At 72.4% G+C, this 13,365-nt stretch carries 10 protein-coding genes; 9 read left to right on the top strand and 1 reads right to left on the bottom strand.

Annotated elements, in window-relative coordinates:
- Positions 1–7: 7 nt before the first annotated feature.
- The 9 genes from ligA to ACZ4MU_RS04155 all read left to right on the top strand — a co-directional run bounded on the left by ligA (position 8) and on the right by ACZ4MU_RS04155 (position 12,360).
- Entirely contained in the window at positions 8–2,206 is a 2,199-nt protein-coding gene (gene ligA, locus ACZ4MU_RS04195) for an NAD-dependent DNA ligase LigA (protein WP_467870704.1), read from the top strand.
- 255 nt (positions 2,207–2,461) lie between these two features.
- Positions 2,462–4,579, top strand: a complete 2,118-nt coding sequence (locus ACZ4MU_RS04190; RefSeq protein WP_467870702.1) for a putative bifunctional diguanylate cyclase/phosphodiesterase — start codon at positions 2,462–2,464, stop codon at positions 4,577–4,579.
- Positions 4,580–5,139: 560 nt separating this feature from the next.
- Positions 5,140–5,436, top strand: coding sequence for an Asp-tRNA(Asn)/Glu-tRNA(Gln) amidotransferase subunit GatC (gatC, locus tag ACZ4MU_RS04185; RefSeq protein ID WP_003966094.1), 297 nt, complete (start codon positions 5,140–5,142; stop codon positions 5,434–5,436).
- Between the two features lie 5 nt (positions 5,437–5,441).
- Positions 5,442–6,935 carry an Asp-tRNA(Asn)/Glu-tRNA(Gln) amidotransferase subunit GatA gene (gatA, locus tag ACZ4MU_RS04180; RefSeq protein WP_467870699.1) on the top strand — a complete coding sequence of 498 codons (1,494 nt, stop codon included), beginning with the start codon at positions 5,442–5,444 and terminating at the stop codon, positions 6,933–6,935.
- Entirely contained in the window at positions 6,932–7,171 is a 240-nt protein-coding gene (locus ACZ4MU_RS04175) for a hypothetical protein (protein ID WP_344070060.1), read from the top strand. Before gatA ends, ACZ4MU_RS04175 begins: the two co-directional genes overlap by 4 nt.
- Before the next feature lie 16 nt (positions 7,172–7,187).
- Positions 7,188–8,696 carry an Asp-tRNA(Asn)/Glu-tRNA(Gln) amidotransferase subunit GatB gene (gene gatB, locus ACZ4MU_RS04170; protein ID WP_467870696.1) on the top strand — a complete coding sequence of 503 codons (1,509 nt, stop codon included), beginning with the start codon at positions 7,188–7,190 and terminating at the stop codon, positions 8,694–8,696.
- 176 nt (positions 8,697–8,872) lie between these two features.
- Positions 8,873–9,361: a hypothetical protein gene (locus ACZ4MU_RS04165; protein WP_467870693.1), complete on the top strand. Its 489-nt coding sequence runs from the start codon at positions 8,873–8,875 to the stop codon at positions 9,359–9,361.
- 189 nt (positions 9,362–9,550) lie between these two features.
- Positions 9,551–11,764 carry an MMPL family transporter gene (locus tag ACZ4MU_RS04160; RefSeq protein WP_467870691.1) on the top strand — a complete coding sequence of 738 codons (2,214 nt, stop codon included), beginning with the start codon at positions 9,551–9,553 and terminating at the stop codon, positions 11,762–11,764.
- Between the two features lie 38 nt (positions 11,765–11,802).
- On the top strand, positions 11,803–12,360 hold the full coding sequence (locus ACZ4MU_RS04155; RefSeq protein WP_467870688.1) for a GNAT family N-acetyltransferase: 558 nt from the start codon (positions 11,803–11,805) through the stop codon (positions 12,358–12,360).
- A 59-nt stretch (positions 12,361–12,419) separates the two neighbouring features.
- Here ACZ4MU_RS04155 and ACZ4MU_RS04150 read toward each other — a convergent pair whose 3' ends face one another.
- Entirely contained in the window at positions 12,420–13,121 is a 702-nt protein-coding gene (locus tag ACZ4MU_RS04150; RefSeq protein WP_467870685.1) for an SIMPL domain-containing protein, read from the bottom strand.
- Between the last annotated feature and the right edge of the window lie 244 nt (positions 13,122–13,365).

Here is a 13,365-nt window from a genome sequence, read left to right as displayed (position 1 = left end):
GGAGGACATGACAGTGGCTGGCGAACAGAACGACGTGGTGCCCGCGGACGCACGGGAGAAGCACGCGCTCCTCGCCGAGCAGGTCGAGGAGCACCGGTTCCGGTACTACGTGAAGGACCAGCCGGTCGTCAGCGACGGCGAGTTCGACAAGCTGCTGCGCGGACTGGAGGCCCTGGAGGAGGAGTATCCGGAGCTGCGCACCCCGGACTCCCCGACCCAGAAGGTGGCGGGCGCGTACGAGACGGACTTCACCGCGGTGGAGCACCGCGAGCGGATGCTGTCGCTGGACAACGCCTTCGACGACGAGGAGCTGGCCGCCTGGGCGGACCGCGTCGCCAAGGACATCGGCACCGCCCGCTACCACTACCTGTGCGAGCTGAAGGTCGACGGCCTCGCGGTCAACCTGACGTACGAGCACGGGCGGCTGACCCGCGCCGCCACCCGCGGCGACGGCCGCACCGGCGAGGACATCACCCCCAACGTCCGCACCATCGCGGACATCCCCGACCGCCTCAAGGGCGACCGCGTCCCGGACCTGGTCGAGATCCGGGGCGAGGTCTACTTCCCGATGGAGGCGTTCGAGGGGCTGAACAAGCGTCTGGTGGAGGCGGGCGACAAGCCGTTCGCCAACCCGCGCAACGCGGCGGCCGGTTCACTGCGCCAGAAGGACCCGAAGGTCACCGCCACCCGCCCGCTCCACATGGTGGTGCACGGCATCGGCGCGCGCGAGGGCTTCACCATCGACCGCCTCTCGCAGGCGTACGGGTTGCTGCGCGAGTGGGGCCTGCCCACCGCCCAGCACAACAAGGTGGTCGGCTCGATGGACGAGGTGCGGGACTTCATCGCGTACTTCGGAGAGAACCGCCACTCGGTGGAGCACGAGATCGACGGCGTCGTCGTCAAGCTCGACGAGATCCCCCTCCAGGGCCGCCTCGGCTCCACCGCGCGCGCCCCGCGCTGGGCGATCGCCTGGAAGTACGCACCGGAGGAGGTCAATACCAAGCTCCTCAACATCCGCGTCGGCGTCGGCCGCACCGGCCGCGTCACGCCGTACGCGCAGGTGGAACCGGTGACGGTGGCGGGCTCCGAGGTCGAGTTCGCCACCCTGCACAACCAGGAGGTGGTCAAGGCCAAGGGCGTCCTCATCGGGGACACGGTGGTGCTGCGCAAGGCCGGTGACGTCATCCCGGAGATCCTGGGCCCCGTCACGGATCTGCGGGACGGCACCGAGCGGGAGTTCGTGATGCCCGCCGAGTGCCCCGAGTGCGGCACCGCGCTGCGCCCCATGAAGGAGGGCGACATCGACCTGCGCTGCCCCAACGCGCGGTCGTGCCCCGCCCAGTTGCGCGAGCGGCTGTTCTACCTGGCGGGTCGCAAGAGCCTCGACATCGAGAACTTCGGCTATGTCGCCGCCGCGGCCCTCACCAAGCCCCTGGAGCCGGCCGAGCCGCCGCTGCTCGACGAGGGCGACCTCTTCGACCTGACGATGGAGCAGTTGCTGCCCATCAAGGCGTACGTGCGCGACCAGGACAGCGGGCTGCCCAAGCGCGACCCCAAGACCGGCGAGGAGAAGACCGCGCTGGTCTTCGCCAACATGAACGGCGAGCCGCGCAAGAACGCGGTCGCGATGCTGGAGAACATCGCGGCCGCCAAGGAGCGCCCGCTGGCCCGGTTCCTCACCGGCCTGTCGATCCGTCACGTCGGCCCCGTCGCCGCCGAGGCACTGGCGCGCGAGTTCCGCTCCATCGAGCGCATCGAACAGGCCACCGAGGCGGAGCTGGCGGCGGTCGACGGCGTCGGCGGGATCATCGCGACCTCGCTCAAGCAGTGGTTCGAGGAGGAGTGGCACCGCGAGATCCTGCGCAAGTGGAAGGCCGCGGGCGTCCGTATGGAGGACGAGCGCTCCGGCGAGGACGAGGGACCGCGCCCCCTGGAGGGGCTCACGGTGGTCGTGACCGGAACTCTCGCCCACCACACCAGAGATGGCGCGAAAGAAGCGCTCCAGAGCCGTGGGGCGAAGGTAACCGGTTCCGTTTCCAAGAAGACGTCGTTCGTCGTCGTCGGTGACAGCCCTGGTTCGAAGTACGACAAGGCGATGCAGCTGAAGGTTCCGGTTCTCGACGAGGACGGGTTCGCTGTCCTGCTGGAACAGGGCCCGGAGGCCGCTCGCGAAGCCGCTGTGCCGAGCGCACAGGAAGGGGCATAACAGGAGTGGAGGGCTCCTCCCGGGCGGCCCGCCATCACCCGTTCGGCTCATAGCAGACGGCTCTTGGTGGTCAGTTCGCATTCGGGCAAGAGAGGGAGACCGCTGCCCGTCGGAGCCCTCCGCGGCCTACTGTTGTGATGAGCGCCAGTCGTGCACGGCTGAAACGGGAGCTCGGGGGAGCTCTCCCGTGTCGTGGTGGCATGACGACGGGGCCATCGCGTGGCATCGGCACCGCCGGCTGTGAGAGGGACGGGAATGAAACCGACCGAGAGCGCCGCCCCGGCCGTACGGCTGCGCGGGTTCGCGGGCTTCTCCTCCGGCCTGACCGCCGGCGTCCTGGGGACCGCCGCCCTCGCCCTGGCCCTGGGGTTCTACCGGGCCCTCGACACCGGCGACGCCCTCTTCCCCGGCTCCACCCGGGGCTGGGCGCTGGCCGTGCTCACCGGCATCATCGTCGGCCACCTGGTCGCGCTCGGGCGCGACCGCTGGTGGGGCGGCACCGGCTCCGGCGCCGCCCTCACCCTCGCCGTGCTCCTGCTGTACGGCTGGGTGCCCGCCGGGCTCGTCTCCATGGCGGTCGTGGTGCTGGTGGGCGCCGCCCGTCGGCACCGCTGGCGCCAGGGTGTGCTGCACGGCGCGGTCGACGTCCTCGGCATCGGCGCCGCGGCGCTCGTGCTCGCCCTCTTCGGCCACCACCCCAGCGTCCGTTCACCCTGGTGGCCCACCGACTGGACGGTCTCCTCGGCCCCCGTGGTCGTCCTGGCCGCCGCGACATACCTGGCGGTCACCCGGATACTCCTCTGGTACGCGCTGGCGCCGCGCGGCGGCGGCCTGCCCACGGTCGCCAGGACCGCCCTGCTGCGCCAGGGGCTCGTCGCCGTCGCCCTGCTCGGCATCGCCCCGCTGATCTGCGTGGTCGCGATGGCCCTGCCGATCCTGCTGCCGCTGTTCGCGGTGCCGCTGATCGCCCTCGACTCCACCCTGTGGATCGCCCGCGCCCGCGCGGAGGAGCAGCTGCGCGACCCGCTCACCGGTCTGCCCAACCGCCTCTGGCTCCTGGAGCGCACCTGGGCCGCCCTGGAGGAGGCCGAGGGCCCCGGCAACCGGGCCGCCCTCGTCCTGATCGACATGGACCGCTTCCGCTCGGTCAACGACACCCTCGGACACCTCGCCGGTGACCGGCTGCTCCTGCAGATAGCGGAGCGGCTGCGGCTCGCCCTGCCGCGCGGCGCCGAGGCGGCCCGGCTCGGCGGCGACGAGTTCGCGGTGCTGCTGCCCGTGGCCGACTCCGCCACCAGCACCATGCGCATAGCCCGCGGCCTGGTCGCCGAGCTCTCCTCGCCCCTCGACCTCGACGGGCTCACCCTGGTCCTGGAGGCCAGCGCGGGCGTCGCGGTCTACCCCGACCACGCGCTGGACGCGGAGGGGCTGCTGCGCCGGGCGGACGTGGCGATGTACCAGGCCAAGCGGGACCGCACGGGCGTGGAGGTGTACGAGTCCAAGCGGGACTCCAACACCCCTGACCGGCTCGGCCTGCTGGGCGATCTGCGGCGGGCGCTGGACGCGGGCGACGTGGAGCTCCACTACCAGCCCAAGGTCCGCTTCGACGGCCAGGTGGCCGGGCTGGAGGCCCTGGTGCGCTGGGTGCACCCCGAGCGCGGCCGGGTCCCTCCCGACGAGTTCATCGCCATCGCGGAGTCCTCGGGGCTGATGCCCCATCTGACCGAGTACGTCCTGGAGACGGCGCTCGCCCAGGTCGCCCGCTGGCGGGCGCAGGGGCTCACGGTCCCGGTCGCCGTCAACGTCTCACCGCGCGACGTCCACACCCCCGGCTTCGCCGGAGCGGTCGCGGCCCGGCTGGCCAGGCACGGCGTCCCGGCGGGCGCCCTCCAGCTGGAGATAACCGAGCACGTCCTGCTGGAGGACCCCCAGCGCGCCGCCGACACCCTGGCGGGGCTGACCGGGCACGGGGTGAAGATGTCCCTGGACGACTTCGGCACCGGGTACTCGTCCCTGGTGCACCTGCGCCGGCTGCCCGTCAGCGAGCTCAAGATCGACCGCTCCTTCGTGGCCCGGCTCGCCGTCGACAACGAGGACGCCGAGATCGTCCGCTGCACCCTCGACCTGGCCCACTCCCTCGGCCTGCTCGTCGTCGCCGAGGGCGTGGAGGACGACGAGACCTGGGAGCGGCTGCGCGACCTCGGGTGCGACGCCGTCCAGGGCTGGCTGGTCGCGGCCGCGATGCCGCCCGCCGAGGCCACCGCCTGGCTGCTCGCCCGCGGCTCCAACGGCTGGCAGCGCCCCGCCGACCTGGAGGCGGCGGCCAGGATCGCCGCCGCGGCCGAGGAGCCGTCCGGAACTCCGGTCCAGTGACCGGGGCGGGAGTCCGCCCGCGCCCGGTGGCACCGTGACCTCGCGACGGAGGTACGGCACACGGCGGTTCCGGCAGGCCCCTCCCGGTGGGCCGGAGCGCTCGGGAGCCGCCCGGCGACGAGCCCCGGCCCCCGCCCGGGACGCGTACGGACCCCGGGCTTCCCGCGCCCCGGGCCGGTGGGGACCCCGGTCTCCCGCAGCCGGGGACCGGTGAGGCCCCCTGCCTCCCGCAGCCCGGGACCGGGACGCCGACCCGGCCGGGCGCCGGGATCGGGCCCCGTCCGCCCCCGATCAGCGGCCCCCGTACAAACCGTTTAGTCGAGTGGCGTACCGGCCCCATAGGATTGGGACCGGTGGTCCCGTGCCCGTCTGTCGCGCGGCGCCCGGCACGCACGCTCGCCGCGTCGCCGAACCGTCCACGTGGCCTTGTCACGAGGACGCTCCGGCGCCCTGCGATCGCACGTACCGGACGCCGCGCGGCCCGCCCCCGGGCGGACGGCGGGCGCGGGACCACCGGCCCCGGCCCCACACCACCCACACTCACCCCTGAGGATCGCTGCATGCCTGGCATTACGCGCGAGGAGGTCGCCCACCTCGCCCGGCTGGCGCGTCTGGAGCTGAAGGGCGAAGAGCTCGACCACTTCGCCGGACAGCTCGACGACATCATCGGCGCGGTCGCCCGCGTCTCCGAGGTCGCCGACCAAGACGTGCCCCCGACCTCCCACCCGCTGCCGCTGACCAATGTCATGCGCGCGGACGAGGTCCGTCCGTCGCTCACCCCCGCGCAGGCGCTCTCCGGCGCCCCGGCCCAGGAGCAGCAGCGTTTCAAGGTGCCGCAGATCCTGGGGGAGGACTAATCACCATGACGGACATCATCAAGCTCACCGCCGCCGAGATCGCCGAGAAGATCGCGTCCGGCGAGCTCACGGCCGTCGAGGTCACCGAGGCTCATCTGGCCCGGATCGAGGCCGTCGACGAGAAGGTGCACGCCTTCCTGCACGTCGACCGCGAGGGCGCGCTCGCGCAGGCCCGCGCCGTCGACGCCAAGCGCGCGCGGGGCGAGAAGCTCGGCCCGCTGGCCGGTGTGCCCCTCGCCCTGAAGGACATCTTCACCACCGAGGGCATCCCGACCACGGTCGGCTCCAAGATCCTCGAAGGCTGGATCCCGCCGTACGACGCGACGCTCACCAAGCGCCTCAAGGCCGCCGACGTCGTCATCCTCGGCAAGACCAACATGGACGAGTTCGCCATGGGGTCCTCGACGGAGAACAGCGCGTACGGGCCGACCGGCAACCCCTGGGACCTCACCCGCATCCCCGGCGGTTCCGGCGGTGGCTCCTCCGCCGCCCTCGCCTCCTACGAGGCCCCGCTCGCCATCGGCACGGACACCGGCGGCTCCATCCGCCAGCCCGCCGCCGTCACCGGCACCGTAGGCGTCAAGCCGACCTACGGCGCGGTCTCGCGCTACGGCATGGTGGCGTTCAGCAGCAGCCTCGACCAGGGCGGCCCCTGCGCCCGTACGGTCCTGGACGCGGCGCTGCTGCACGAGGTCATCGCCGGACACGACCCGCTCGACTCGACCTCCATCGACGCGCCGGTCCCGCCGGTCGTCGAGGCCGCCCGCAACGGCTCGGTGGCCGGGATGCGCGTGGGCGTCGTCAAGCAGTTCTCCGGCGAGGGCTACCAGGCCGGCGTCGTCCAGCGCTTCAACGAGTCGGTCGAGCTGCTGAAGTCGCTAGGCGCCGAGATCGTCGAGCTGGACTGCCCGTCCTTCGACCTGGCCCTGTCGGCGTACTACCTGATCGCGCCGTCCGAGTGCTCCTCCAACCTGGCCCGCTTCGACGCCATGCGCTACGGCCTGCGGGTCGGCGACGACGGCACGAAGTCCGCCGAGGACGTCACCGCGCTCACCCGCGAGGCGGGCTTCGGCGACGAGGTCAAGCGCCGCATCATCCTCGGTACGTACGCGCTGAGCTCCGGCTACTACGACGCGTACTACGGCAGCGCCCAGAAGGTCCGCACGCTCATCACGCGCGACTTCGAGAAGGCCTTCGAGCAGGTCGACGTGATCGTCTCGCCGACCACGCCCACCACCGCCTTCCCGATCGGCGAGCGTGCCGACGACCCGATGGCGATGTACCTCGCCGACCTGTGCACCATCCCGACCAACATGGCGGGCAACGCCGCCATGTCGCTGCCCTGCGGCCTCGCGCCGGAGGACGGCCTGCCGGTCGGGCTCCAGATCATCGCCCCCGCCCTGAAGGACGACCGCCTGTACAAGGTGGGTGCCGCCGTCGAGGCCGCCTTCGTGGAAAAGTGGGGCCACCCGCTGCTCGAGGAGGCTCCGTCGCTGTGAGTGCACTGACCAAGGCCAAGGGATTCAAGAAGTCCAAGGCCGGTACGTACCTGTCCATCGGCACCACCGCCTTCGGCGCGATCAGCGTGCTCAAGCAGGCCAGGAAGGCCCGCACCGAGCAGGACAAGCTCCAGCTGCTCGACGCCGTCGTCTCCGCCGCCGCCATCGCCACCGGCGTCGCCATCCTGCTGCGCGAGCTCAAGCGCATGGGTGACGACGACGTCCTGCTGGGCTGAGAGGGATTGTTTCACCGTGACCGTCACTGATCTGGTCTCGTACGAGGACGCCCTCGCGTCGTACGACCCCGTCATGGGCCTTGAGGTCCATGTCGAGCTCGGTACGAAGACCAAGATGTTCTGCGGCTGTTCTACCGAGCTGGGCGCCGAGCCCAACTCGCAGACCTGCCCCACCTGCCTGGGCCTTCCCGGTTCGCTCCCGGTCGTCAACGCGATCGGCGTCGAGTCGGCCGTCAAGATCGGCCTCGCGCTCAACTGCGAGATCGCCGAGTGGTGCCGCTTCGCCCGGAAGAACTACTTCTATCCGGACATGCCGAAGAACTTCCAGACCTCGCAGTACGACGAGCCGATCGCCTACAACGGCTATCTGGACGTCCAGCTGGAGGACGGCGAGATCTTCCGCGTGGAGATCGAGCGCGCCCACATGGAGGAGGACACCGGCAAGTCGACCCACGTCGGCGGTGCCACCGGCCGCATCCACGGCGCCTCGCACTCGCTGCTCGACTACAACCGGGCCGGCATCCCGCTCATCGAGATCGTCACCAAGCCGATCGAGGGCGCGGGCGAGCGGGCCCCCGAGGTCGCCAAGGCGTACGTCGCCGAGCTGCGCGAGCTCATCAGGGCGCTCGGCGTCTCCGAGGCCCGGATGGACAAGGGCCAGATGCGCTGCGACGTGAACCTGTCGCTGCGCCCGCACGGCGTCGAGAAGTTCGGTACGCGCTCGGAGACCAAGAACGTCAACTCGCTGCGCTCCGTGGAGCGCGCGGCCCGCTTCGAGATCCAGCGCCACGCCGCGGTGCTGTCCTCCGGCGGCACCATCGTGCAGGAGACCCGTCACTTCCACGAGGACGACGGCTCCACCACCTCGGGCCGCATCAAGGACAACGCCGAGGACTACCGGTACTTCCCGGAGCCGGACCTGGTGCCCGTCGCCCCGGCCCGTGAGTGGGTCGAGGAGCTGCGCAAGGGGCTGCCCGAGCTGCCGCGCGTGCGCCGCAACCGGCTGCGCGAGGAGTGGGGTGTCTCCGAGCACGACATGCAGTCCATCCTCAACGCGGGCGCGGTCGAGGCGATCGTCGCCACGATCGAGGCGGGCGCGGACGCCGCGGCGGCCCGCAAGTGGTGGATGGGCGAACTGGCCCGCAACGCCAACGAGCAGGGCGTCGCCCTGGACGAGCTGCCCGTGACCCCGGCCCAGGTGGCCCGGGTGGCGGCGCTTGTGGCCTCCGGCGACCTCAACGACAAGCTGGCGCGCCAGGTCATCGAGGGCGTCCTCGCGGGCGAGGGCGACCCGGACACGGTCGTCGAGAAGCGCGGTCTGAAGGTCGTCTCGGACGAGGGCGCGCTCGGCGCGGCCGTGGACGAGGCCATCGCGGGCAACGCGGCCATCGCGGACAAGATCCGCGGCGGCAAGGTGCAGGCCGTCGGCGCGCTGGTCGGCGCGGTCATGAAGACCACGCGCGGCCAGGCGGACGCGGCCCGCGTCAAGGAACTCATCCTGGAGAAGCTGGGCGTCGAGGGCTGAGCCCCGCCTCCCGCCTCCCGCGTCCGTTGGACGTGACCGGCCCGGCCCCCGTATCCACGTCGATACGGGGGCCGGGGCATGTTCCGCGGCGACGCGGAATCAAACCCTCCCGCCGGGTGACCTCGCTCCGGAACGTCTATAGGGTGCCGAGCGTGGACGGGCGAGAAGCGGTAAGAGTGCTGGGACGGCGTACGGCGCTGAGGTATCTGGCGCTGGGCACGGCGGCCAGCGCGGTGGCGGCGTGCACCGGCGCCGGGGCGGCGGAGGGGCCCCGCAAGCAGGCGCTGAAGGCGTTCGTGAAGGGCGAGTGGGCCTACCGCTCGAACCGGAGCCACCAGGGCGTCCTCACGGTCAATCCCGAGGGGCACTGGTCTGTCACTCAATGGGGTGGAATGTCCGGCCAGTGGATGCTCGACGGCGCCGTGCTCTCGGTGAGCACCGACGCGCCCACCGGGGACGCGGAGTCCGAGGAGCAGGAGGCGTTCACCCTGACGAGCATGCCGGAGAAGGTCTCCCGGTCGTTCTCCGAGCTCTTCACGCTCTCCGGCGGCTGGTCCAGCATCGGCACCGCCGTCGAGGCCGGGTACAGCAAGGGCGTCCTGACCCTCGCCTTCAGGGGCGACGGGGCGGACGACCTGCTCGTCACCTGCACCCGCCGCAAGTAGGCGCCGCCGAGCCACCGGCCGGGCGCCGTCGCTGCCCGCGCGTGCGTACGCGTAATCCCTCCTATCCCTGTGAGTAAGCCCACGAAACGGGCAAACGATCACTATTCGCTGCCAGAGTGACACCCGCGCACAGGTAGCCGTACCGGCTTCCCGGGCACAGATCCACGAAGCATCCAGGGAGCACTCGCGTTGGCAGCCATAGCCCGGTGGTGTGTCCGCCACCGCTCCGTCACCCTCCTGCTCTGGCTCCTCGCCCTCGGCGGCGCCACCGCCGCCACGGCCGTCGCCGGCACCGCGTACTCCAACGACTACGAAGTCCCCGGCACCGAGTCCGGGCGCGCCACCGCCCTGCTCGACGCCGGGTTCCACGGCGGCCGCGGCGGCGACACCGACACCGTCGTCTGGCACACCGCCACCGGCTCGGTGCGCGCCCCCGACGTCCAGCAGCGCATGTCCCGGGCCCTCGGCGCGGTCGCCGAACTCCCCGGCGTGGCCTCCGTGACCGGTCCGTACGGACGCGACGGCGGCGCGCGGATCAGCGCCGACGGGCACACCGCGTACGCCCTTCTCACCTTCGACCGCGCCGCCGAGAGACTCCCCGAGGCCCAGGCGAGGGCCGTCGTCGACACGGTCAGGGCCGCCTCGGACGACCACCTGCGGGTCGCGGTCGGCGGCAGCGCCGCCGCGCTCACCGAGACCGGCTCCGCGCACCTGAGCGAACTCGTCGGCGTGGGCGTCGCGGCCGTGGTCCTCTTCCTCGCCTTCGGCTCGCTCGCCGCCAGCGCCCTGCCCCTCGTCACCGCCGCGGTCTCCGTCGGGACCGCCTACGCGGGCATCGGGCTGCTCGGGCACGCCATGGCCGTCGCCGACTTCGCCCCCATGCTCGGTCTGCTCATCGGCCTCGGCGTCGGCATCGACTACGCCCTGTTCATCGTCACCCGCCACCGCGGGGGCCTGCGCCAGGGGCTCGGCGCCGACGAGGCCGCGACCCGGGCGGTGGCGACCACCGGGCGGGCGGTGGTGTTCGCGGGGGCGACCGTCTGCGTCGCGCTGCTGGGCATGTTCGTCCTGCGCCTGGGCTTCCTCAACGGGGTCGCCGTCGCCGCCTCGCTGACCGTCGTGCTCACCGTCGCCGCTTCCGTGACCCTGCTGCCCGCCCTGCTCTCCCTGATCGGCACGCGGGCGCTCAGCCGCCGCGAGCGCCGCCGGCTCGCCGAACACGGGCCCCAGCCGCAGCCGCCCACCGGCTTCGCCGCCCGCTGGTCCGCGTTCGTCGAGCGCCGTCCCAAGCTGCTCGGCGCCCTCGCCGCCTCGGTGATGCTGCTGCTCGCCCTGCCCACGCTCTCCCTCCAGCTGGGCACCTCCGACCAGGGCAACAACCCCGCGAAGTCGACCACCCGCACCGCCTACGACCTGCTCGCCGACGGGTTCGGCCCCGGCGTCAACGGGCCGCTCACCCTCGCCGCGAAACTCGACGGCGCCGACGACCGGCTCGCCATGGACCGGCTGCCCGCCCTGTTGCGCGCCGGTGAGGGCGTCGCCTCGGTGGGCCCGGTGACGTACAACGCGAGCGGGGACACCGCCGTGCTCACCGTGGTGCCGGGCTCGTCGCCGCAGTCCCGGGAGACCAGCGCCCTCGTCGACCGGCTGCGCGAGGAGGTGCTGCCGGCCGCGGAGCGGGGCACCTCGCTCGACGTCCGGGTGGGCGGGGTGACCGCGAGCTACGACGACTTCGCCCAGGTGATCATCGGGAAGCTGCCGCTCTTCGTCGGCGTGGTGATCACCCTCGGCTGCGTCCTGCTGCTCCTGGCCTTCCGCTCCCTGGGCATACCGCTCAAGGCGGCCGCGATGAACGTGATGGCGGTGGCCTCCGCGTTCGGGATCGTCGTCGCCGTCTTCCAGTGGGGGTGGGGCAGCGAGCTGCTGGGCCTGGGCCGGGCCGGTCCCATCGAGCCCTTCCTGCCCGTGATCATGGTCTCGGTCCTCTTCGGGCTCTCCATGGACTACCAGGTGTTCCTGGTCAGCCGGATGTACGAGGAGTGGCGGGAGACCGGCGACAACCGGCGGGCAGTCCGGGTGGGCCTCGCCGAGACCAGCCGCGTGATCAACTCGGCCGCCGTGATCATGATTTCGGTCTTCCTGGCCTTCGTGCTGAGCGGCGAGCGGGTGATCGCCATGTTCGGCATCGCCCTCGCCTCAGCCGTCGCCCTCGACGCGTTCGTCCTGCGCACCCTGCTGGTGCCCGCCCTGATGCATCTGCTCGGCGGCGCCAACTGGTGGCTGCCCGGCTGGCTGGACCGGCGGCTTCCCCGGATCAGCATCGAACCGCCCGAGTGCCGCCGTGCGACGATTCTGCCGCGGCGCGCGCCCGAGCGGGCCGAGGAACCCGTCGGCCACCCGTAGCGGGCACAGGCGCGACGCAACAGACGTGAAGGAGCGCGATGTTCGCGATATCGCTGGGGGACGACGGCGCCGAGCTGCGGCCCCTGGAGCCGTACCACGCCGAGGAGTACCTCGCGCACATCGACCGGGGGCGTGACTTCATCGGGCGGTTCATCATGCTCGCCGAGGTCAGCAAGGACCTCGAAGGGGCGCGGGCCTTCCTCCAGTCGTACGCGGACAAGGCGGCGGCCGACACCGGACGCCTCTACGGCATCTGGTCCGACGGGACGCTGGTCGGGGGTGTCCTGTTCCGCACGTTCGACGCCCGGCTCGGCACCGCCGAGGCCGGCTGCTGGCTGGAGGAGGCGGCGGTCGGGCGCGGACTCGTCACCCGTGCGGTCCGGGTGCTGATCGACTGGGCCGTCCACGAGCGCGGGATCCACCGCGTGGAGTGGCTCGCCGCCTCCGGCAACACCGCCAGCATCAACGTGGCCAAGCGGCTGGGGATGACACGGGACGGGGTGCTGCGGGAGAACTACCCCTACCGGGGCGAGCGCCAGGACACCGAGGTGTGGTCGCTGCTGGCCCCCGAGTGGCGGGCGCGCGCCGCGACCTGAGCCCACGGGTACCGGGGGCCCGGGCCCGGGGCCAGAAGGCCCGCAGCGCCTCCCGGGGCTCAGAGCGCCGGGGGCGCCATCGTGAAGCGGGCCAGCACGGTGGCGGTCACGGTCTGGCGCTGAGGCGCCAGATCGAGCTCGGGGACGCTCTCCGGGGCGCCGCCGCCGTACCCCGCCCCGCGCATCATTCCCGGCGCCGCCATCCCGTACGGCCGCGCCTCCCCGGCGTCCTCGTCGGCCAGTTCGAGCAGCGCCACCAGCTCGGTTCCGAGCGCCGCCGCGTACTCGCGGGCGCGTTCCACCGCCTGCTCGACGGCCCGGCGGCGGGCCCTTCCGTACGCCGGTGAGGCCGGGCGCAGGGCCCACCAGGGGCCCGAGACCTGCGTCAGCTCCAGGTCGGCGAGGCGCGCGGCCAGCTCGCCGAGCACCGTGAAGTCACCGAGCTCCACCGTCACCCGCACCTGCCCGCGGTAGGCGCGCACGCGCTCGCCCCGGCCGTGCCTGCCCAGTTCGGGGCCGACCGAGAACGAGCCCGTCTCCAGTTTCTCCACCGCATCCCCGTACGACTTCACGAGGTCCAGAACGGCCGCGTTGCGGCGGGTGAGGTCCTCCAGGGCGGTACGCCGGTCGGTGCCGCGCGCGGTGACCGTCACCGAGAGCCCGGCGATCTCCGGGTCGACATCGAGCTCGGCCTCGCCCCGGACCGCGATCCGGGGGGCGTCGGGGGTGCCGTAGGGCAGGTGCGGGGACGGCTGGGTCATCTCTGCTCCTTGGGGTCGCTGGGTGCGGCCCACTCTTCCACCGGTGCGCCCCTCATGGCATCCACCGGGCGGCAGCGGCCCACTAAGCCCGCTGCCTTAGGCCCCGTTCGCGCGCATGGCCGCCCGCCGCACGTCTAAGGTCCCGCGTCCGTGGGGATGGGGCACTCTCCCGATGTCGCGGAGGCCCCTGGGAGACGAGAGTTGAGGCATCGCAGGAAGCGATGGACCACCAACTCGACCCCCC

Source organism: Streptomyces sp. NPDC026377 (genome assembly GCF_055567715.1).
Note: the sequence above shows the minus strand (reverse complement) of the source record. Positions and strands in the feature narration are given on the sequence as shown.